Source organism: Mesorhizobium sp. WSM4983 (assembly GCF_029625765.1).
GTDB lineage: Bacteria > Pseudomonadota > Alphaproteobacteria > Rhizobiales > Rhizobiaceae > Mesorhizobium.
The window spans coordinates 105986-126979 of record NZ_JARTVM010000011.1 but is presented as its reverse complement, the minus strand read 5'-3'; the positions used below and the strand labels follow the sequence as shown (position 1 = coordinate 126979).

The following is a 20994-nucleotide window of genomic DNA, read 5'->3' as shown; positions in this document are numbered from 1 at the left end:
ATTCGTATTACGCGAGATCCGCGAGGCCAAAAACCATCATACCAGAGAGGCGAAACTGCTATCTAGGTGTTTAGATGCAAGAAATTAATCCTGCATTGTTCCCGCACCAGGAACACCCGAGAGGATACCAAGCAGTATTGAACCTTGTTGAAAATGCTCTCGGCGCGCTGGGCGTTATAATTTCTCGAAGGCGATCACAAGGACGTCGCGATAAGCGTACGGCATTTTCAGGTTTTCGGCCACAATCGACGATACATCGTGAAAGGTTTCGCGGTCGTTGCAGATCACAAAATCATTCGGGGAGTTCATTTCGACCTCGCCGAGGAACTCCTTTGAGGCGTCGGTGATCATGCTCATGCCGCCGGTGACGTTGACCCGCCCAATCATATAGCAAGCAATGAAGTCCACCCCGTCCTGGTGAAGGCCCTCGGGTGCCGGTTTGCCATTTACACCATCGCGCGCGACAATCCGGTAGGGATGGATCTTGATATTCCAACGATCATGTCGGGCGGCTTCACATAGAATTCTGCAGAAACCTGTCAGAATCTTTTCTAAGACGGGATGGTCTATAAAGGAGTTTTCAAGGGGCTCGAAGTGGCGCTTGAAGCCGCCATTCAGATGATTGACACTTTTTGATTGTTCGTAGGGGGCGTGGGGTAGGAGCCTAAAGATTCCGTCAGTCGCGTCATATTCAAAAGCGCTATAGCGCCGGTAACGATATGTTCCGCCGTCACGCATGTATTCATCGAGAAGAAGTCGATTCCAATGGTCAGCAAAGTTCTTCCAGGCTGCATCAATTTCGATGCCAAAGCAGGCTTCGGCGCGCTCGCCTTTTGAAAACCACCATCCATTTGTCACCAGACCGTCAGTGCATTGTTGACTGAGGTTGGCCGGCGCCTGGGGTGCGTTGTTTTCCACGGGTGTCTCCCTTTTGGTGACTTGGCGAGGACGGAACGCTTTGGACAACGCTATGTGGGTTGCGGCTTGGTATTCCCAAAGGTCGCGGTCCCTAATGTATCTCGGCGTCCTGGCTCGGATCGACCGAGGTAAAAAGCGTGTGTGATCGACTATGTAGCTGACGCTCCCGCTAACGCCCTCGAGGGCGGATGCAATGGCCCGTTCGCACATCTGGTGAATAGTACTGCCCCATGCACCTGAAACCGCCTCTTGGGACCAGGCTTGCTCAAGCCCTTGCTTCAAAACGATTGATGCCACGTCAAGAGAAGCGGTTTCGAGGTGACGCAGCGCGTCGAAGATAATGGCCGCGGCAGGGGCCTCGCGGACTTCGAGAACCTTTTGGCCGGTTGTGATGTGTTCAAGCCCGACAAAGCGGCCGTGCCCGAATTTGCCGACCGTGTTATTCAGGAACGGGATTGCGTCGACCAATGCAACATCACGGTCATCAATTGACACGAGACTTCCGTCTGCAAACCCGAGTTTGATCTCTACCGGCTGCTCTGCGGGAATGTGGCGCGTCCAAGCAAATGCCTCCTCGGGGATGGAAAAGTTCTCGGGATCTTCCAAAGGCCCCGACTCGAATTCCCGACACCAGAGGTTTTCGTCCGCGCTCCACGTGCGGTCCGCCACAAAAGTCGCTCCACACTTGGACAGGTCGGAGGTCTTCTGTTGTCGGGATATCACAGAGCATTCATACGGACTGCCGAAGTTGCCGGAAAATCCTGAGCGCTTAATGCTATTGTTAAGGCGCGGAAGACTGTTTTGAGAAAGGTTTGCTGTATGAAGAACCAGCCGTGAGTTGATTGACCTAGCATGATTAACAACCAAAGATGCGATTATGGGACGGCTCAACGAACTGCTCAACGGATAGATGCCAAGGTACTTGGCGTGGGCTCGAATGGCTGATTTCACGCCTTGTTCGACAAAGGCATCCCGCCCTTCGAGGCAGACAAAGCGCGCGCCGAACATGGCTGCCGTCCGTTCCAACAAAGGCTGATCGATGCGCGTTCCGACATCCGCTGCGACAGCTTCAATGTTCGCAAAGCCAAGGCTTTGCAGCTTGTAGAGAAGATAGGTGCTGTCGAGACCGCCGCTGAACATGGTTGCAACTGGTGCGGTTCGGTCCGGAAAAGCCTCCAGATCTTCAAAACTCGAAATGCCGCCGATGGCGGGTTTGGTGGAAGCCAAGATGGGGTTCATTTGGATGTCCTGCTCTCAAACCAGATGCCAGCAAACGTCGCAGCGAGGACGAGGCCTGCGCCTATCAAGCTCGGTACTGTCAAAGGCTCATTCAGAAGAAGGTGCGCTAGAACGAAACCAAAAAAAGGTTCTGTTCCCATCAAGAAGCCAACCCGTGTCGGTGTGGATTTTCTCACTGCGGCATTTTGAATGTAGAATGCAGCGAGGGTGCAGAAGAGTGCAAGGAAGGCAACAGCGCCCCAAAACTGAAGGGTGGCCCTCACAACAAGGCCTGAAATTCCGAACTGAGCGACGGCCAAAACGAAAGTAAGTGTTGCCACCGTCGATCCTTGGATGGCCGTCAGGGCTGCAGATGAAATCTGCCGGCCGGCCAGAAGGCGTTTGGTGGAAACGACCATAACCGCTCGCAGAATCGCGGCCCCCAAGACAAGCGCGTCACCCGGGCTGAACCTGCTGATCCCGCCAGTGAGAATGCCGACACCGATGCACGCTATGGCAGCACTTGCCAAAATGCCCGTAGGTGGAAGTCGCCGTGATAGCCCATAGTCGATGCTCGGCGTGAAAATCACACAAAGCGATATGATCAAGGCCGTGTTCATTGCGCTTGTCGATGCAACGCCGTAAGTTTCAGCAATAAAGATGCAAAAAAGTATTGTTCCCAATGCGAAGCCGCGGATGAAATCGCCCCAGGAGACCAATGCGATCTCATGTCTTGCAGCCACTGCCGTAATGATCGTAGTAATCAGGAAGCGATAAAGAACAAGTATCGAAACCGGCGCGTAGAACAGTGCGCCTTTCCCGACCGGATAGCTCGCCCCCCAAACGAATGCGACTCCCAGCAAGGCTAGATCCACCGAGAAAGATGGCGTCCGTGTTTTCCTGACAGGTATTGGAGAACTTTCGAAAACGTCCACCTTCAAAGTTTCCTTTGTGTTAGCCATCCACCCCTGCTGCGAGGGTCAAACAGATCAGGTCGTTCAGCCTCTTGGGCGATCCGTGCCGCGGCGTACTTGTTTTTGGTAACGCAAGTGCCGTGCCGATTCGGAAAACCATTGCTAGACAACAACCTGGTCGCCTTGATAGTTCGGCGGTTCATGTCCATTGTTGTCAGAATGCCGACAATGACTTCAACTGCAGGGATCCTACCGGCAGGGCCTCAAGGCGAACACGCGGCTCCAAGATGCCGACACGATGGCTGGTTCAGCCATGCTTCGACAGTTGCCTGTTTTTTCAGTTCCTTTGCTGTTCGTGCGCTAACCGCAACGCTCCATACTAGTCTCGCGTGGCTGTCCCCGTGGGGTGGGCGGCAGAAAGCGATTAGGCCCGCTGAAAGAGGCGAACCGCATCCGAAGGATCGTAACCAAGAGAAGGACCTGAAGCGAGAGCGAAGGTTGCGGGAGGCCGCGGCGGGCCTAAAAGGCAATGCCGACCGCCCCAGGAAAGGCTGACAAAAACCGCAGCGGCCGACTGTCCAATAGGGTGCGCCGGGCCAGGGCGAGCCAAATGGCAGGGGCTGCCGGGGGACCCTAAGAAAAGCCTGGGTTCACGAGCACCCGGCGCGCGCCATCAGGCGGCCAGCTACTTGGAGGGCGGGTGTATCATGCCTGTTTGTCGGGCCGAACCAGATCCATGTGGCTGACGCCGAGGGCCAATGCCAGTTCATAGATCGTGATAATTGTCGGATTTCTTCGGCCTTTCTCCAAGCCGCTGATGTACTGCTGACTGAACCCGGAAATCTCCGCAAGCTGCTCCTGCGTCAGGCGCTTCCTTTGCCTGATCCTCTGCACATTCCGTCCGACCAACTTGCGCATATCCATGCACGCAAGCCAGCGGATCAGGCGGCTTGAGTTTATCAACTATAATATGTAATCCACATTTAGCAGGCACAGGGCTTCGCGGGTCCATTGGCCGGAGATAGAATTAGCGATGTTGCAGCCCAGATCGAACACGCCGTTCGCCGACGAGGTCCCCTGGTCGGACCGCATTACAGCCTACGACAAGGACCACTTTACAACCTATATGAGGCTCCTGGACGCCTCGGCCGACAACGCCACTGAAGAGGAAATGGCCAAAGTGATCCTCGGCATTGATCCGGCACGCGAACCTGAGCGCGCACGCAACGTTCTTCGCAGTCATCTCGACCGTGCAAACTGGGTGGTGACGAGCGGCTACAAGGATTTGTTCGCCAGTTGACGAAATGGGCGGTGCGGTCGCTTCGCTTCAAGCAACGAAGTCGCGCAACCGCCATGCATCGACGTATCACCACAGCGCGGATGGCCCAGCGCTTCGCTGTCTCATCATTTTGTCCTCCGCTCGCCAATGGCTGCTTCCCAGGAATGGGTGCGGCGGCGAATCATGACAGGAACGGGTCCGCCGTCTGAGCCGCACCGCATCCGAAGGGCCGGATGGACAACCTACTGAAAGCTCACAGCTGGCTAAGGGTTGCGGGACGCCGCGGCGGGCCTAGAAGGATGCGGCGCCACCTGCTGAGAAAGGCACAAAACAGAGCGAATTGCGAGAGTCTAACGACGCGCTAGGAGGCGCAGCGGAATGGTCGAGACGCCAGAGCCAAGAAAATCGGGGCTCGACCCACCGGCACACGGCACGCGCGGTGATGGGCGCGGGCGCCCACTACGTGCGCAGGCTCAACAGAATCTCACACGGATCAGCATCGAGGGCCGCAGTTACGTCGAGAAACTCAATGACATCGAGACGCCGTTCGCCACCCTCATATTTCGCCACGAAAGATTGCGGACGACCAAGCTTCTCAGCCACCTGCGCCTGCGTCAGCCCTTTGACATTGCGCAGTGAGATCAACTGGGCCAGAAACCGCTGGTGGCGGGGAGATCGAAGAGATTTGGGCATTTAGGTGAACCGGCAGGTAGAGACCGGCTCAGCGACTAATCCCCGTTTCGGATTATCCCATTTTGGGATATTCTGCCTTGGATCCAGCGATCAACATGCGAGGTTCGCGGCAGACATGAATCAATCAACGGGAACAGATAGGACTCAAAGCTCAACACTGCTCGACGAAGTCCCTTGGTCTGACCGTCTTACCGCCTACGACAGGGCGCACTTTACCATCTATATGAGGCTCCTGGACGCCTCAGCCGATGAGGCGCCCGAAGAGGAAATGGCCCAACTGATCCTCGGCATTGATCCGGCACTTGAACCGGAGCGCGCCAGGAAGGCGCTTCGTAGTCATCTCGACCGTGCGAACTGGATGGTGACGAGCGGCTACAAGGAATTGTTCGCCAGCTGACAAATTCGCAGTGCTCGGTCATAGAAGCGTTCCTGTGCCATTGGTCAGGCTGATCGGGGCCTGCACCACAGACGCGCCGGCAAAATGGACCCGGTGGCGAGCACAATTCAGTTCCCAGGAAATCGGGGTTTGGCAACTGTCCGAGCGTCTGACGTGATAGAAGGTTCCGCTCTGTCTGGATGGGTATTAGCCCGGAGCAGCACTCCATATCGTACCGGCGCTCGACGAAGGGTCCACCTCTTCGCTTTCAAGCCGCATAACCGATAGCCATCGCCCTAAGTCAAGGGTTAGAGATTACCGGCAGGCAGGTATGCAAGCGGGCCATCCTCGGAAACTATATAACCGCACGACTAGCTGTGAGCTTTCGGGAGGTTGTCCATTCGGACCGGACCGGGGAGACTGGAGTTACCAAGCTTCAGCACTCACCGGAGGGTCCGAATGAACATCCATAAGAATGCCCGTCTCACACCGCTGCGTCGAGAGGAGATGGCGCTGTCGGTGATAGAAGGCGCTTTCTCCAAAGCCCATGCGGCGCGTGTCTACGGCGTGTCGGCCAAGATCGTGGCGCGCTGGGTCGAGCGCTACAAGTCCGAAGGGCGGGCCGGCATGATCGACCGTTCCTCGCGGCCCGCCAATATGCCGCAGGCCACCGCTGCGTTGATCGCCGAGCGCATCATGGCGCTGCGGCGGCAACGTTGGACCGGCAAGCACATCGCCCATGAGGTCGGCGTCTCGCCCGCCACCGTTAGCCGGGTTCTCAAGCGTGCCGGACTGTCGCGGTTGCGGGATATCGAACCGGCCGAGCCGATCCGACGCTACGAGCGCGAGCATCCTGGCGAGATGATCCATATCGATATCAAGAAGCTCGGTCGTTTCGAGCGCATCGGTCATCGCATTACCGGCAAGCGCACCGGCAATGCCAGCTCGCGCGGCAGCAGTTGGGAGTTCGTCCATGTCTGCATCGACGACGCCTCCCGCATCGCCTTCTCGCAGATCCTGCCCGACGAGAAAAAAGAAAGCGCCATCGCCTTCCTCAAGGCGGCGGTGGCCTACTACGCCAGCCTCGGCGTCACGATAGCCCGCGTCATGACCGACAACGGCTCCTGCTACAGATCAAAGGCCTTCGCCAAGGCCTGCCGCGATCTCGGCCTCAAGCACGTCAGGACAAGACCCTATACACCCAAGACCAATGGCAAGGCCGAGCGCTTCATCCAGACAGCACTGCGCGAATGGGCTTATGCCATCGCTTATCCGACTTCAGATCACCGCGCCGCAGAGTTGCCGGTCTGGCTGCACAGATACAATTGGCACCGTCCCCACGGGAGCCTAAAGTCCAAAACACCTATCAGTCGCCTCGCTCTAACCGAGGACAACCTGTTGAGGCTCCACAACTAGCTCGTCAGCGACGACACACCCGCTCGAGCACCCATAGACTATGATCACCGGCGCGGACTGGAAGAATACGGCTGCATCGCCCGAGCCGGCGGAACAGAAGATCTCGGCATCCAGTCAACGCTCGATACAAAGCGCGCGATCGAATGGCCCGAGCACAAGGGGATCAAAAAGCTTCTCAGACAATTGAGGACCCTTCGGACCCCAAAAGGGCTATAGCCTGATTTTGGGTTCGCACGCCTAGCTTCTTCTTGGCATTGTCCAAATGAAAAGCGATCGTGCGTGGCTTGATACCCAAGATGCGGCCGGTCACCCAGGCTGAATTACCCCGCGCTGCCCACCTCAGGCACTCATATTCGCGGGATGTCAGCGAAACCCCATCCACTGTTCGATCGCTCGGCAATTTGCGGCGAACGCAACGATGAAAGCAGGCCGCCATCAGTTGAAGAGCTTGTTCGTACCGCTCAGCGACCCGAAGAAATACTGGACGAGGCTCATCGGCGGCAAAAGTAACCGCAGCGATGCGGCCGCGGAGATCGACAATTGGGATCGTCAAACCGCAGCAGATGCTGAATTGAGCCGCCTCATCGAATAGCTGCTGTTGAGCCGGCGACATTTTATCGCCTCCCAAATTCGATCCCCAGTGAAACGGGCAGCCGCCATTTCGAGCACGCAAGACCACAGGATCGAGTTTCTCATACTGATTTTCCAGATACTGTCTGGTCCAGCGGGGTGGATAGTTTGAAATTAACCTCGGTTTGCCGGAAGGCCGTGCTGGCAAGGAGAGGTAGGCAAAGAAGATTAGGTCAAGTCGTCCGGCCGCCTCAGCCATGGCATCCCGGAAATCTGCCTCATCGATACTCTGTGACAGTCTTTCAAGGAATGTCTCGAAAACAAGTGGCATGTGCCTCGTCATCGTCGCGCTCGATTCTTCCTCTTTCTGCACGCCTTCCGGCTGCGTCGTGTATGTCCCGACAAACGTGATTGAATTCGCGGGCGTCGCTGGGCTGACCGGGCTCCAGAATGCTGCCACACTTTCGATCTTCGTCGGTCATCCCAATCATGCTGGGCTCACCCGATGGGCGTCTGGCAGACGCCTCATGATCTCAACAGCTCAATCAGAGAATCTCCATGCATTAAATCATGACCGCCCCTGCACCGACCAAATCAGGAGAAATCATCCTGCGCTGACCAAAAGCCATCATTGACCCCAGCTTTTGCAGGAATTTGGGTCGGCATTAGCATAACAATTCGGATAGCCGCTCATCCCCCACCCGGGGCGCCGTGATCCGCAAAGAAGTGTTGCGATGCTTTCTTTTCTTTGATAGGCAAATCGTCTCAACAATATTAAAATGCCTTTCCTTGTGAACGGGGTGGCGTGTGAGTATCGTCCTTCTATATACCTGACGTGATAAAATTCACCGCAATGATTATGGCCCGCTGCAATGATGTAAAGGGCACGTCTAAGCTCAATCTGCATCGGAACGTGCAGATGACCTTTACCAGACCCTCGATCCCGCACGGGCCATAATGATACTGATTACGTGGGTCAAAAAGGGCGCCCTGCCGGCGGGGAGGTACACCCGCAGGGCGCGCCGCACAGAGGTCCTGGTCGTTGGGCAACAGGACAGCGGCGGCAGAACTGATTCGGTTACAAATCGTGACTGAAATAGCCCGGAGCATGCTCAAGATCAGATATCTGGAATTCAACAGTTTTGGGTCTGCTCGGCGCAGTAGCGCGCAGGGACATGCCTGCCTCCGGACTCGCTCCTTCGCGATCGCAAAATCATACGGCACCCTCGGCCTTCAGCGCGCGATAGGTGGTATCGACCGACTTTACCGTCGCGTCGACAATGATGTCGATCTCTTTTCGGGTAATGATCAGGGGGGGGGCATAACCGAGGATGTCGCCATGCGGCATGGCCCGTCCGATGACACCATTCTCAAACAGAGCAGCTGCAGTGCGCACCCCGACCTGAAGGTCGGGTTCGAATGGTATCCTTTGTTTTGGGTCCCGCATCATCTCTACGGCCGACAGGATACCCACTCCGCGAACTTCACCAACGATGGGATGTCCCGCCAGCTCGGCCTTCATCCGGTCTTGCCAATACGGTCCAACATCGCGGACATGCTCCAGAATATTTTTTTCTTTAAGCAGTCGAATATTGGCGAGCGCGGCTGCGGCACAAAGCGTGTGCCCCGAATATGTCCAGCCGTGGCCGAGTGCGCCGTGCTTCTCAGTTCCTTGTTCCAAAACCGACCAGACACGGTCGCCAATGATTGACCCGGAGATGGGGAGGTAGGCGGAACTCAAACCCTTTGCGATGGTCACGAAATCCGGACGCATGTTATACAGGTGGGAACCGAACTTCTCGCCGGTTCGCGCGAAGCCACAGACCACTTCATCCGCGATTAGAAGGATATCGTATTTGTCGAGCACCGCTTGAATGGACGTCCAGTACCCTTTGGGGGGCGGCACAATACCTCCTGTCCCAAGTACCGGCTCTCCGATAAAAGCTGCAACCGTTTCCGGTCCTTCGGCCAGGATCAAGGCTTCAAGCTCATCGGCACAGCGCCGGGAGAACGCTTCCTCGCTCTCCTCGACACGCGCCTGGCGGTAATAGTGCGGCGTGGTTGTATGGCGCACCAAATCCAGAGGCAGGTCGAAGAAATTGTGAAAGAAGGGAAGGCCAGTTAGGCTACCCGTGACCAATCCAGACCCGTGATAGCCGCGATTTCGCGAGATGATCTTTTTCTTTTCGGGCCGGCCAAGAATGTTATTATAGTACCAGACCAGCTTGATGTTGGTTTCGTTGGCATCGGAACCGGAGAGGCCGAAATAGACCCTTCGCATGTTCTGACCGAAATACTCGACCACGGCCTCTGCCAACAGGGCGACCGGCTCCGTACCTTGGCTGGCATAGACGTGCGCGAACGGCAATTCGTGTGCTTGCCTGGCAATGGCCTCGGCGATCTCCGTGCATCCATATCCCATGTTGACGCAGTAGAGTCCTCCGAAACCGTCGAGGCTCCTTCGGCCTTCGGTGTCCCAGATATAGACGCCTTCCGCACCGGCCATAATCCTATTTGGCGTTTCGCCTCGGCTGTGCTTGGCCAGATGCGTAGAAGGATGGAAGACGAAGCTTCTATCCTTCTCCCGGAGTTGCTCGGTTCCCAGATTGCTCAAGCGCATGTCCCTCTCCTCGCGATAAATTGGCGGAGGGCACTCGGCCAGCCACCTGTTTAGCAAATAGCATACCGGAAACGTCCCTTGAGTTTCTCGGGAATGCAGGTTATTCGCCGTGAAATTCGCGGGATCGGCCCGAATTGCCGTGAAAACTAAGGCGTCACCTTCGCCTTAGCCGAGGGTCGGGGGCGCGTCCTGCAAACACGAACAGCTTACGACGCGCATGCGCCCAGCATAGTGCCCGATTAGCGGGCGATATTGACGGATGAATAGCGCTCGGGACGCTGTTCCCGCCGGCCGCGCGAGGCACGATAGAGCGCCGGCGGCCATGTTCCGCCGAACTGCCGGTCATCCCTTACATTCTGACGGTCCGGATCGGTCTTGCCCTTCCCAAGGGTGGTAATGAGGTGATCAGGGGCAAAGCACATTCGCCTCGATCAGCAGGCAGCGGGTTCCGTGCCGCGGCACAGGCTCCAACCTGGTTGGCCAGCGCTGAGAGGCTGAGGTCGTGCCCTCGCGCATATTGATAGCTTTGGCGGTGCGGCGGCTGGTGCTCGGCAGACTTCTCGAAGGAGCATAGCCAGAAGGTTCGGCCCGGCAAAGACGCGCGGCGAGAGCTCCTTGCCATTGACATCTTGATTCGCAGCCGACCAGCGCCGCCAAGTTCTATCGTCAGCGTGTTGCCTTTCTTGCGATCGCAAATTCGTGGTTGCTGCGCAGGGCGAGCCGAGCTGCGGCTCGCAGGAGGGGGCGAGCCGACAGAATTGCGCGGCCTGAAAAGCTGCCTCCATCAATGCTGGCCGCTCGTGCAGTCTCGAAACGCTGGATCAAGCCTCAAACATCGAACAGCCGCTCCTTTTCCTCGCGAAACCAGCGCCCTCGCGCGACATGATCTTGTCTGACGATCCGACGCTTCGAGCGGGGCTCCTCTAATAGGTTGCACATGACCTGCAGCTTTCAGCCAAACTCAGCAAATCGGACGTCGTGCTCTTCTTATCATCGCTCGGCAAGCTCGGAACACGCTGGCGGACGTTGCTAAGGCTAGTCGCCGCCAGCGGATGGCGAGGATGTTTGGGCGGCTAAGTGCTTTTAGGTGGCGATTATAAGCCGAGATCGCGATAGGTGCTTTCGCCATAGCTCCTGGCGCCATCGCCACGCTGAGCGTTTGAAAGCCGATGAAATTCGCTCGGCCAATTGGCTAGCGCGTGCTTGATGGCCTTCATCTTGAACGGCACGTGCACAACACATTTGTCCCTGATGATAGGCGGACAGCTCACATCTTGTTGCCGCGAGCCGTTAAGGTTTGCTGCGATTATCGGCAGACCTAGATCAAGAGCCAATTCCATTTCCCAGCGCACGAAGCGAAAAAGGTTTTTCGTCTTCTCACCGATCAGGACAAGTACCTGGCTCGATCCATTCATTCTGTTGCGAAGATTGCGTTTAACATAATCTTCGTCCTGTGCTCGGCTCGTCATATTGTCCAGATCGTGAGCGTTCGCGAATTCAAAACTCACATTCTCGCTGGCGTTCCACCCTTTCATAAAGCGGTATGCCCAAGCGTCTTCATCGCCGTCAAATATTACATAGGTCGGATCGCTGTATGCCATTGTTGTCTCTTAGTTGTTTTGACGAGCAACCCACTGGGTGTGCTCCCGTGAGAAAGCCAGTTCGGCTTCGTTCACCGCGGCGGAGAATGCCTCATCCGAGTTGGCGTCCGTAATAAGGTCGGCAGTCAAGCCGATCTCGTGAGCTGTCAACGTGTAAGCCGATGCCAATTCGTTAAATTTCTTGATCTGGGTCCACCCAATAAGGGAGGCGGCGATGACAATTAGCGGCTCGGTCGGCCAGCCTGGCATCGCGGGGTCAGCGATGCGTACTACGATGAACGAGAATCCCAGAGCGTATGCAAAAATACCAAGGCCCATCCAGACTTTCGCGGACCTCTTGTTCGAGCGCGCCTTCTTCTCGTACCACTTCCGTTGGTCGCAGATTCGTCTCTGCAGATATAGGTCTTTTCTTTCTTTTAGCGGGGAGTCCCTTATCGACATCATCTGGTCGGTTGTTTGGGGGGATGCTGAATCGGTGCCGCTCAACGCGCTACCAAGGTGACGATTGCTATCAAGGATACCTTCCATGAGCTTTCGAAAATCAGCTCTGGCGTCAGCGGCGCGCGCGTCATCGAACGGCTGTGCTCGCATCGCGAAGCGCCAAGTCAATGTCTTCACCGACTCTGCCAGAGCTCGAGCCTGATACCAGACCTGCTCGGGCTTTGTGACCGACCGGAAAATGAGGACTCCCATTGAGCAAAGAAATACCGCAGCATAGACACCGAAATAGGCTTTTGATGGCGACAAGTCCAAAGAGAGCACCGACGCTAAAAAAAGAAGAACGTACTCTGCCCGGATCAGGCGCAGAAACGTCGCCTGCTGCTCGTTGGATGCCACGTCGGCGCTATTATAGAGTCCAGGATATTTCATTTTTGAAGCACACCAGTCTATTTTGTGGCGGTAAATTCTTTAAGCCAGGATTTGGCAAACGTGAGGTTAGCAGTCGAGCTTACAGAGCCTATTCTTGAGCGAGGCGCGGTCCCTCTGTTCATAAACAGGAATGCAGGTCCTGTCCCATCAATGTAAGGGTATAGGCCCAAAAATTCTTGCCCGGAGAATGTTTCCGAAGAATTTTTTGCCACGGGCAGAACCGCTACCGCGGTCCGAAACCCATCGAAAAAGCCAAGCTCCCAAGGCATCCATCTGGATCCTGGAGAATTGTTTGAATGCACATAGATTAGCGTCTTTGACTGCCTCATACGGGTCCGCAGCAACTCGGCGGTGGCCGAGGAGACTTTTGTGCGGTCCAGTTGTGAATCTTCGACCCAATCTACGTAAGCAGTGAACCCAAGCTCCTCGAAAATTCGCTTCACACCGAGAACGATCTCTGCGTCCTTGAAAGAATGTGACAGAAAAACGTCGAATGACGATCTGGCTGTAGCTGCGGCCGTCTCTTCCTTTAGAACGATCGATGCGGCTCTATGTCCTCGACTGGCATTCGCAACTCTTTTCAGCTCTGCCTCGGTCAGTAGCACTATTCAAATCCCCCCATGATCTGTTCGCAATCTATGAACTTGACGCCCATTCGATTAAGCGACCCTTGTCTTGTGAAAACTGGCACCATGCTCTCCAGCCGGTAGCGCAACCTCCACCTTCTCAAAGACCACGTCGGGTGGCAGGAGTGACCGGCCTTGTCACCCACCTACGCGATCCCGGCACAGCCATGCTCCTCGCTTAGAAGGCTGCGGAGACCAGCAATGTCAAACAGGACAGACGATCTCCTAATCTCGAACAGCAACGAACTTAGGACGTAAAAACGCGATCTCCGAATGTCCGCAGGCGTCGAGGGCCGGGTTGGTCGCCAAGGCCGAGCGGGCCAGCTTGCACTCCCGCTACCCGTCGGCTTGCCAAACCCTCGCTGTAGATTTCGCCCCCTACACGGATGCGCTGACCGCGACTAAGCTCAATCGCCACTGATCGCCAATCCAGGGCGAAAGTTCCCCCCTTGAAGTAGCGGTAGAGGCATTTTTCGGCACTTCGCATCTTAGATATGGACGCCTCCTCAACCAGGCACGATCCGGTTTGGCTTCTCGCCGTAACCGTGCTGGGCAAGTGCGTCCGATGGCTGCTTCGATCCTCTCCTGGAATAGATCGGTTCCAGATTGCTCAAGCGCATCGTCCTTGCTCGCGATCAACTGGCGGATAGCGCTCGGCCACCTTTTTCCAGCAATTAGTATACCGCAAATGTCCCTTGAGTTTCGTCGGAATGGGTGCCTTTTGCCGACGAATCTACGGGATCCGTGCCAAACGCCGTTGAAACTTAGCTTTTGGGTTACCGTTGCCTCAGGGCGGACAAAGGTATCGGTGAATTGGACTTCACTGGTTTCGTGACGACAAGGCTATAGTATTGATCAATCCCCAAGCCTGCCTGCAGCAGTCCCTCCATGAAATCCTGATAGGCGGCCATAGAACGAGATGCGACCCGCATCAGATAATCCACGCGCCCCCCAATTGCCCAGCAGTCCAGGATTTCCGGAATGTCTTGGATAGCAGTTTCGAAGTGTCGTTGGTCCTCAAGACGATGACGATCCAGCACGACCTCCACCATCACAAAGATCATGCCGCCGATGAGGGCAGGACTCAGCCGCGCATAAAATCCCTCAATAATCCCCGCGGCCTTGAGTGCTCGGAGCCGCTCCGAACAGGCGGACGCCGAAAGATGAACTCGTTTTGCAAGCTCACTTTTTGAAATCCGACCGTCTGCCTGAATTTCGGAGAGGATCCGCAGGTCCCAACTGTCGAGTTGCACGGGATCGGGTTTCGACTTCATAACCTATGCTCTCAGCGATGACATCGCGTTGTGTGCCGATCAATTCTATCATCAATTGAAACGAGCGAATGTAGCAGTGGAAGGCATCCGTTCCAGGCCCGAGATGTGCCAGAATGGGGTACGAAAATCAGCTGAGGGTGAGCGATCCGCTGAGAAAAGCTGCAGAAGTAATTTGGCTATCGCCCCAACGCCCAACGGGGCAATGGTGCAGCTGGAGAGAATAGTCGGCGGCGGCGGAGACCATGATAAATAGATAACCGATTTTCTTGAATCTCGCTGCCGTACTTGATAGACGCGCGACTGCATTCGACCCTCGATCGCATGGACGGCATACTCAATGCAGTATTCACTCGCACATTCAACTATTAGGGTGAATTGAAGGCCTTGCTTGGCCGGCTCGCCGAGGCGCAGGGCACCGCAAATGCCGCTCGTCTTATGGCTTGCCCGATAATTTGGCGCTCGGGTCTGGCCGAAATCGCCCAACCGGAAAGACTCAAACACCGATGTTGCGTGCGATGCTGTCGGCTGCCATACGCTTACGCCACTCAAGAGGCCCGGAATTGTGAATGGAGTTTCCCTCAACATCGACAGCCATGACGACGGGCATGTCCTGCACATCGAATTCATAGATGGCTTCCATGCCCAGGTCTTCAAAGGCGACAATCCGCGCCGCCTTAATCGACTTTGAAATCAGGTACGCAGCGCCACCCACTGCAGCAAGGTATGGCGTTCTGTGTCTTACAATCGACGCGATGGCCGCCGGTCCCCTCTCCGCTTTGCCCACCATCGCGAAAAGGCCGGTTTCGGCGAGCACCTTGTCCGTAAAATCGTCCAAGCGGCTGGAGGTTGTTGGACCGGCGGGTCCAACGACTTCATTCCTCACTGCCCGGACGGGACCGACGTAGTAGATCACGCGGCCCCTCAGATCGACTGGGAGCGGCTTGCCGGCATCAATCAGTTCGACCATTCGTTTGTGGGCAGCGTCACGGCCCGTCAGCATCTTTCCAGAAAGCAGGAGCGTTTCACCGCAGCGCCACGATGCCGTCTCTTCCTTCGTAAGCGTATCTAAATTGACCCGCCGGACGCCGGCTGGGTTCAATTCGTCGGCTCCGATGTCGGGCCATTCGCGCAAATCGGGCGGCTGGAGGCTGATGGGTCCAGAGCCGTCCAAAGTAAACTTCAGGTGCCGGTTGGCGGCGCATTGCGGGATGAGCGCCACAGGCTTGGACGCTGCATGAGTAGGATAGGTCGCAACCTTGACGTCAACGACTGTCGTCAGACCACCAAGGCCTTGGGCGCCGATACCAAGCGCGTTGATCCGCTCATAAAGCTCAATCCGCAGCCCCTCTTCTGCGCTTGACGCCCCCCTTGCGATCAGTTCCGCCATATCTATGGGCTCGTTCATGGCCTCCTTGGCCAGCAGCATCGCCTTTTCAGCGCTACCACCGATGCCGACAGAGATCAGTCCAGGTGGACACCACCCGCTGCCAAGGGTCGAAACGGTATTGACCACCCAGTCGGAAACGGAGGCGGTGGGATTGAGGGTGGTAAAACGTGCCTTGTTCTCCGACCCGCCGCCTTTCGCGGCGATGGTGATCTCAATCTGGTTACCTTGCACCAGGTCGACATGGACAACTGCCGGTGTGTTGTCGCGGGTGTTGACCCGTCTAGCGAGGGGATCCGCAACGATCGATGCCCGAAGGGGATTGTCCGGATCGAGATAGGCTTGACGTACGCCCTCATTCACAAGATCCGCGAAACTGGCTGTTGACTTAATGCGGGCATCCATGCCGACCTTTGCGAAGACAACCACAAGTCCGGTGTCCTGACAAATCGGGCGCCGCCCAAAGGCCGCCATGCGGGAGTTCAGCAGAATCTGACCTATGGCATTCTTCGCCGACGGGCTCTGTTCTCGCGTGTATGCGTGAGAAAGAGACCGGATATAATCTGGAGGATGATAGTACGAGATGTACTGAAGGGCGTCGGCGACGCTCCTTGTGATGTCGCTACCGGCCATGGTCCGTGTTCTGTTTCCCACCGGATTTTATCCAAATGAACCGAGGCCATTGACCATTTTCAGAATCTGGAAGCTTCGCACCCCCTGCTCGCCGCCTTCATATCCATAGCCGCTTTGTTTGACTCCTCCATAAGGGGCATCAGCGGAAACCCCTTTCAGGTAATTCACACTAACAGCGCCCGCAGAAAGACCGCCCACAAGCCTCTGTTGCGTATCGGCCGCGCCAGTAAACAAGTAGGCGGCCAGACCGTACTCCGTGGCGTTGGCTTCATCGATCGCCTCTTCGATCGTATCGAAAGGAGCCACGGTGAGAATTGGTCCGAACGGCTCTTCATGAAGCACTCTCGCTTCCTTCGGTACGCCAGTCAGGATGGTTGGCGGCCAGTAAAACCCCGGTCGGTCAAGGGGGATGCCACCGGTCTCGATTTGGGCGCCGCCCTCTACCGCATCTTTGGTCAGGCGTTGCATGGCCTCGATTCGCCGCGCGTTTGCCATGGGACCCATCTGCGTTGCAGGGTCATCCGGTGGACCGATCCTGATTTTTCGGACCGCCTCCGTCATCCGGAACAGGAATTCCTCATAGCGGGATCGGGCGACAAGAATCCTGCTGGGCGCATTACAACTCTGGCCCGCGCACTCGAATTTGTATTCCGAAATAGCCGGTATCGCCGTTGCCAGGTCGGCATCTTCGCACACAATAACCGGGGAATGTCCACCGAGCTCAAGGATGCAGCGCTGCAGATTATTCGCGGCCAGTGTGGCCAGCTGTTTCCCAACAGCGGTCGACCCCGTGAACGTCAAGACTTTGACAATTGGCGAACTGAGCAGATGCCGTGATATATGCACAGGAACACCGAACACCAGGTTGACCACGCCTTCCGGTATCCCTGCTTGACGCAAAGATTCCACGACATGGACAGCCACGCTTGGCGTCTCTTCGGCCCCTTTGAGGATCACCGGGCAGCCTGCCGCCAGCGCGGGGGCGAGCTTGCGGGCGATGAGAACGGCTGGATAGTTCCACGGCGTAAAGGCAGCGACGACACCGAGGGCCTCCGGGACGATCATCCTGTTCGGACCCAACGGAATCGGGGTCGACAACTCATCGGCATGCCGGCCATTCCATTCCAGCGTTTCGACTGCGCGCGCGTACTCTCCTGTTGCTTCGGCAATCGTCTTTCCCTGTTCGGACGACAGGTCCCTGGCTGCGGCGCCAGCTTTCTCAGCCAGATTGCTGGCGGCAGAGACGAGGATCTCGCCACGCTCTTTGGCGGGGCGTGAGGACCACGCCTTGCGGCTGCGTTCTGCCGAAGCAAGAGCTTCATCCAAGTCTGGAACCGTAGCCGAGGCCACTGAGGCAAATACCTTCTCCGTCGCCGGGTTGATCACCGGCAAAGTGGCTCGGCTACCACCGGCTCGCCATTTGCCATTAATGAAGAGCTCGTAGCTCCTGGCGTGGGACATCGCGGGCTCCACTTGTGATTCTGGCCATGCGAGCGCCGTTTCAATTTTCGAAGCCGCTGAGCTCGCTTGAGCCAGTTTCATCGCGATGGTCGCAGCGGGTCAAATATCGATTAGTGCCTAAATCCATCTGGAATCCAGATCGATCTGTTCCGACAGGAAGGAAGTCATGCCGTTGTTTACAGATCGATGGTTCTCAGGTCGCGTCAGGAGCCGATGCTACCCAGCCCCGGCTCTCAATCAATTCTCTGGCGACCTTCGGAATGAGCTTGCGGACCGCAGAAACGGCCGCAGAACGCTCATCTTTGGGATTTACAGCAAGCACCACGGAGCGGGTAATTACCGGATCGACTATCTTGACCGTCCGGACCAGCCCTTGAGAGGCTTCTTTCTGAACGGCAGACGGGGCGAGAATAGAATGCGCTTTTCCCTCTACGACCATGTTGATGATCGTTGAGAGCGAGTCCACTTCAAACTTGACGTCCATCGCGCAACCGTGTTGTGCGACGACATCAGCCACCGAACGCCTGACATTGTTGTTGCGCATGGGAACCGCCAGGGGGAATGCATGCAGGTCGGCCAGAGATATCGCATCTTCAAACGGTGGCTCGCCGGACGGAACCACCAGACAAAGGTCTTCGCGCGCTAGCACAGTCATTCGCCCCACACTGTCCGCAGTGCGGTACAGAACCGCCAGATTGAAGCGTCCAGCCGCCATCCATTCCTCTAGCGGTCCCGTCATACCCTCGACCATCTTGAGGGACACCTTGGGCAGTTCGTGTCTTACCGTCTCAAGCAGCGGACCGCTCAGGACGCGAGCAGCTCCAGACGGAATGCCAATAGTCACCTCCCCGGCGGGGGAAGCGGCTGTGTTGGTCAATTCCACCTCGGTAATTCGAATTTCTTTGAGAATCGCCCGCGCCCGCTCCAGGAGTTTGGCTCCTGACGCCGTCACGCTCACGCCGGTCCTGTCGCGTATCAGCAGCTGAGTGCCGAAGCCTTCCTCCAATTGGCGCACATGCAGACTCAGCGCACTCTGGGCGACATTCAGAAAGCCAGCGGCCTTCGTGAAACTGCCTGCTTCGACCACGCCAACAAAGTATCTTAACTGCCTGATTTCCACGGGTACTCTTCCGAGGGCGGACTGCAATGATGTAATCTATCTCGAAATGTGATGGCGCGACAGCAATAATTGCAGAGCGACATGACGCCTAACTGTCGTGTCATCTCAGTGTGGTTTGACCAAAACCGTAACCTATGTGTCCAGAATGGACCCAACCCGCCGAGGCTTCAACCGGCCAACTCGGCGCCCTGATCCATGGAGATGATTTCTCGGACCCTTCGAATAACCGGTAGATCGACCATCTTCCCGTCCAATGTGAACGCGCCTTTGCCTTGCGCCGTCGCATCTTTTTCGCCGCGAGGACACGACGGGTCCCTCGAGTTCTTGTGCGCTTGGTGAAAAGCCCCATCGATGTTTAAATGGATCGCCTGCGGCCCCACGAAGTTATCATTGTCTAAGAATCGCCGATGCTTCCTATCGAGCCGAGACTGCCGCATGGGGAACAGAACGGAAAGGTTCGGCGTCAAAAGCAGGTCGAGTTCTGGGGCACCGCCAACAGCTGCACTGAAGTCTTCAGTACCAAGCGCCATTGCAACCAGCGGCGCTAACAAGATGGGAAAGGAGGTCATTGCTATTGCCGCTGGCGGACTTCGGCCGGCCACCCCATTTCCTCTTCCGAGAGGTGAATTGTCCAACCAACCCTGCTGACTAATGACGAGCATGATCGTATCGTCAACGTGTCACAGAATTGCTTGCAAGCTCACGGCCTCAGCTGGGCCAACGAACATTGAACTCCGTGGACGAAGCCTGGACCCGTCGTCATCCAAGTCAATCCGCGCCTCGATGAGGGGACAGATCCTCAATTGGTTCAGCTGGCTTGCAGTATTGCACCTAGCAGTCACGGCGAGGACTGGGATTTGCGAAGAAGGCATTCTCGCAGTGCGGCCGTACGGTACCTCATTCCTGGCACACTGGATTAGATCGCTGGCGACATTAAGATCAGGTGTGACCGAGGTGAAATTTTATGTCGAAAACCTGAAGGCAGGGCGTCAGGCAGGGCGATTACAGAGATCCTATCGGACATGTCATCGCAGTTTCATCCACCATTGCTCGACCGAGGCGACACTCATCGTCCCATCAACCTAATCCATTGGTCGATCACGCCGTTCACGACCCTTGGCGAAGAAGGAATCAGCAGCCCCTAGGCTCAATTGGAAAGCGGGGCGGGGTCCATACGTATCTTCGTTTCCGGGCACCTCATGCTAATGAAGCCGCGACAACAGGTTGGTTATGCACCCAGGTGCTGGCCAATCCGGCTTGACTGGAAAGTTTCATACCCAGGCCTGGCACAGGCGAGCGTGATGCCGCTCTCGCTATGTTGGACCGCAGACGCCGCGACGGCGCATCGACTGGCGCTGGCGAAGCCTAGGACGCGCCAGTCAAGGACCTGCAAAGAGCAAGATCACGCCGCGCGTTGCCTTCAACGCCCATTTGAGCAGAAAGCAACAAGCCTCGCGTATAGCGATCGATGACCGCACGAAGCGCCATCCGGGCTATGATCTCAGTCAGCACTGCCCTAAGGGGTCAGAGGAGGGTTCGGTCAGTCAAGACCTCAGACGGCATGGCCAAGGTCAAGCTGCGAGGATGTGCCACCGCGGGCGCGGCATAACTTGGCGGGCTACAATTTGGTTCGCTTGCCCAGGCTGCTGGCAGCGCCGGTAGTCGGCCGCGCCGGACTGGCACCTACGTCTGGTCCATGAACGGTTGCTTTAGCAAAACCGAAGTCCTCGCCAAAACTCTTCGCCGACGTGCGACGACCGCGCCGGTGCTCGTTCCGGGGTCGGCAAGACGAAGACAGGCCTACTCTGGATTTATGCCCGCGATGACTGATTAGGGAGGGAGCGGACCGCCGGGCGTCTTATGTCTATGCGCCGGACCGAAAAGGCCCAGCGTGCGATCGCTCATCTCGCAGGCTCTCTACCGGAACTTGCAGGTCGACGGCTATAGCGGGCCATCGCTTGCTGGCCGACGAAAAGCGGCTTCACGCTCGCCTTCTGCCATGCCGCGCCCGATCGAGGCGC

The 20994-nt window shown here is 56.6% G+C and carries 16 protein-coding genes and 1 pseudogene; 3 read left to right on the top strand and 14 right to left on the bottom strand.

Features of this window, described 5'->3' with window-relative positions; translation table 11 throughout:
• Positions 1–174: 174 nt before the first annotated feature.
• The 3 genes from P9254_RS24420 to P9254_RS24410 form a co-directional block, all read right to left on the bottom strand.
• Complete coding sequence (locus P9254_RS24420) at positions 175–2157, bottom strand: argininosuccinate synthase-related protein (RefSeq protein WP_063169298.1); 1983 nt, start codon at positions 2155–2157, stop codon at positions 175–177.
• Positions 2154–3098, bottom strand: coding sequence for a DMT family transporter (locus tag P9254_RS24415; RefSeq protein ID WP_082826572.1), 945 nt, complete (start codon positions 3096–3098; stop codon positions 2154–2156). Before P9254_RS24415 ends, P9254_RS24420 begins: the two co-directional genes overlap by 4 nt.
• Before the next feature lie 657 nt (positions 3099–3755).
• The gene (locus P9254_RS24410) at positions 3756–3974 is read right to left on the bottom strand and encodes a helix-turn-helix transcriptional regulator (protein WP_029354714.1); all 219 of its coding nucleotides are present in this window, start codon (positions 3972–3974) and stop codon (positions 3756–3758) included.
• 109 nt (positions 3975–4083) lie between these two features.
• Here P9254_RS24410 and P9254_RS24405 point away from each other — a divergent pair, with 109 nt between their 5' ends.
• Positions 4084–4350 carry a DNA -binding domain-containing protein gene (locus tag P9254_RS24405; protein ID WP_063169299.1) on the top strand — a complete coding sequence of 89 codons (267 nt, stop codon included), beginning with the start codon at positions 4084–4086 and terminating at the stop codon, positions 4348–4350.
• Positions 4351–4788: 438 nt separating this feature from the next.
• Here P9254_RS24405 and P9254_RS24400 read toward each other — a convergent pair whose 3' ends face one another.
• Positions 4789–5022, bottom strand: a complete 234-nt coding sequence (locus P9254_RS24400; protein ID WP_082826573.1) for a helix-turn-helix domain-containing protein — start codon at positions 5020–5022, stop codon at positions 4789–4791.
• A gap of 115 nt (positions 5023–5137) precedes the next feature.
• Between P9254_RS24400 and P9254_RS24395 the strand changes: the two genes are divergently transcribed.
• Positions 5138–5419, top strand: coding sequence for a DNA -binding domain-containing protein (locus P9254_RS24395; RefSeq protein WP_063169301.1), 282 nt, complete (start codon positions 5138–5140; stop codon positions 5417–5419).
• Positions 5420–5857: 438 nt separating this feature from the next.
• Positions 5858–6814 carry an IS481 family transposase gene (locus P9254_RS24390; protein ID WP_063169302.1) on the top strand — a complete coding sequence of 319 codons (957 nt, stop codon included), beginning with the start codon at positions 5858–5860 and terminating at the stop codon, positions 6812–6814.
• Between the two features lie 175 nt (positions 6815–6989).
• On the opposite strand, the gene P9254_RS24385 is transcribed toward P9254_RS24390, so the two are convergent.
• From P9254_RS24385 to P9254_RS24340, 10 genes and pseudogenes are all read right to left on the bottom strand, one after another.
• Positions 6990–7715, bottom strand: coding sequence for a LuxR family transcriptional regulator (locus P9254_RS24385; protein WP_411908607.1), 726 nt, complete (start codon positions 7713–7715; stop codon positions 6990–6992).
• 882 nt (positions 7716–8597) lie between these two features.
• Entirely contained in the window at positions 8598–10004 is a 1407-nt protein-coding gene (locus P9254_RS24380) for an aminotransferase (RefSeq protein WP_063169303.1), read from the bottom strand.
• A gap of 190 nt (positions 10005–10194) precedes the next feature.
• A pseudogene (locus tag P9254_RS24375) lies at positions 10195–10615 on the bottom strand (IS66 family transposase); the annotation flags it as partial.
• Between the two features lie 483 nt (positions 10616–11098).
• Complete coding sequence (locus P9254_RS24370; protein WP_063169304.1) at positions 11099–11605, bottom strand: TIR domain-containing protein; 507 nt, start codon at positions 11603–11605, stop codon at positions 11099–11101.
• Positions 11606–11614: 9 nt separating this feature from the next.
• Positions 11615–12475, bottom strand: a complete 861-nt coding sequence (locus tag P9254_RS24365) for a DUF4231 domain-containing protein (RefSeq protein ID WP_063169305.1) — start codon at positions 12473–12475, stop codon at positions 11615–11617.
• Positions 12476–13877: 1402 nt separating this feature from the next.
• Entirely contained in the window at positions 13878–14375 is a 498-nt protein-coding gene (locus P9254_RS24360) for an Lrp/AsnC family transcriptional regulator (protein ID WP_063169306.1), read from the bottom strand.
• A gap of 493 nt (positions 14376–14868) precedes the next feature.
• Positions 14869–16392, bottom strand: a complete 1524-nt coding sequence (locus P9254_RS24355) for a fumarate hydratase (RefSeq protein WP_063169307.1) — start codon at positions 16390–16392, stop codon at positions 14869–14871.
• Between the two features lie 27 nt (positions 16393–16419).
• Positions 16420–17853 carry an NAD-dependent succinate-semialdehyde dehydrogenase gene (locus tag P9254_RS24350; RefSeq protein ID WP_063170369.1) on the bottom strand — a complete coding sequence of 478 codons (1434 nt, stop codon included), beginning with the start codon at positions 17851–17853 and terminating at the stop codon, positions 16420–16422.
• Between the two features lie 193 nt (positions 17854–18046).
• Complete coding sequence (locus P9254_RS24345) at positions 18047–18973, bottom strand: LysR family transcriptional regulator (RefSeq protein WP_063169308.1); 927 nt, start codon at positions 18971–18973, stop codon at positions 18047–18049.
• A 167-nt stretch (positions 18974–19140) separates the two neighbouring features.
• Positions 19141–19542, bottom strand: a complete 402-nt coding sequence (locus P9254_RS24340; RefSeq protein WP_063169309.1) for a hypothetical protein — start codon at positions 19540–19542, stop codon at positions 19141–19143.
• Positions 19543–20994 lie beyond the last annotated feature (1452 nt).

Bases quoted from the DNA above. Each gene is read 5' to 3' on its own strand.
- P9254_RS24380 (WP_063169303.1), bottom strand. From the start codon at position 10,004: ATGCGCTTGAGCAATCTGGGAACCGAGCAACTCCGGGAGAAGGATAGA.
- P9254_RS24340 (WP_063169309.1), bottom strand. From the start codon at position 19,542: ATGACCTCCTTTCCCATCTTGTTAGCGCCGCTGGTTGCAATGGCGCTT.
- P9254_RS24385 (WP_411908607.1), bottom strand. From the start codon at position 7,715: ATGCCACTTGTTTTCGAGACATTCCTTGAAAGACTGTCACAGAGTATC.
- P9254_RS24370 (WP_063169304.1), bottom strand. From the start codon at position 11,605: ATGGCATACAGCGATCCGACCTATGTAATATTTGACGGCGATGAAGAC.
- P9254_RS24415 (WP_082826572.1), bottom strand. From the start codon at position 3,098: ATGGCTAACACAAAGGAAACTTTGAAGGTGGACGTTTTCGAAAGTTCT.
- P9254_RS24390 (WP_063169302.1), top strand. From the start codon at position 5,858: ATGAACATCCATAAGAATGCCCGTCTCACACCGCTGCGTCGAGAGGAG.
- P9254_RS24365 (WP_063169305.1), bottom strand. From the start codon at position 12,475: ATGAAATATCCTGGACTCTATAATAGCGCCGACGTGGCATCCAACGAG.
- P9254_RS24360 (WP_063169306.1), bottom strand. From the start codon at position 14,375: ATGAAGTCGAAACCCGATCCCGTGCAACTCGACAGTTGGGACCTGCGG.
- P9254_RS24405 (WP_063169299.1), top strand. From the start codon at position 4,084: ATGTTGCAGCCCAGATCGAACACGCCGTTCGCCGACGAGGTCCCCTGG.
- P9254_RS24350 (WP_063170369.1), bottom strand. From the start codon at position 17,853: ATGTCCCACGCCAGGAGCTACGAGCTCTTCATTAATGGCAAATGGCGA.
- P9254_RS24395 (WP_063169301.1), top strand. From the start codon at position 5,138: ATGAATCAATCAACGGGAACAGATAGGACTCAAAGCTCAACACTGCTC.
- P9254_RS24410 (WP_029354714.1), bottom strand. From the start codon at position 3,974: ATGGATATGCGCAAGTTGGTCGGACGGAATGTGCAGAGGATCAGGCAA.
- P9254_RS24420 (WP_063169298.1), bottom strand. From the start codon at position 2,157: ATGAACCCCATCTTGGCTTCCACCAAACCCGCCATCGGCGGCATTTCG.
- P9254_RS24400 (WP_082826573.1), bottom strand. From the start codon at position 5,022: ATGCCCAAATCTCTTCGATCTCCCCGCCACCAGCGGTTTCTGGCCCAG.
- P9254_RS24355 (WP_063169307.1), bottom strand. From the start codon at position 16,392: ATGGCCGGTAGCGACATCACAAGGAGCGTCGCCGACGCCCTTCAGTAC.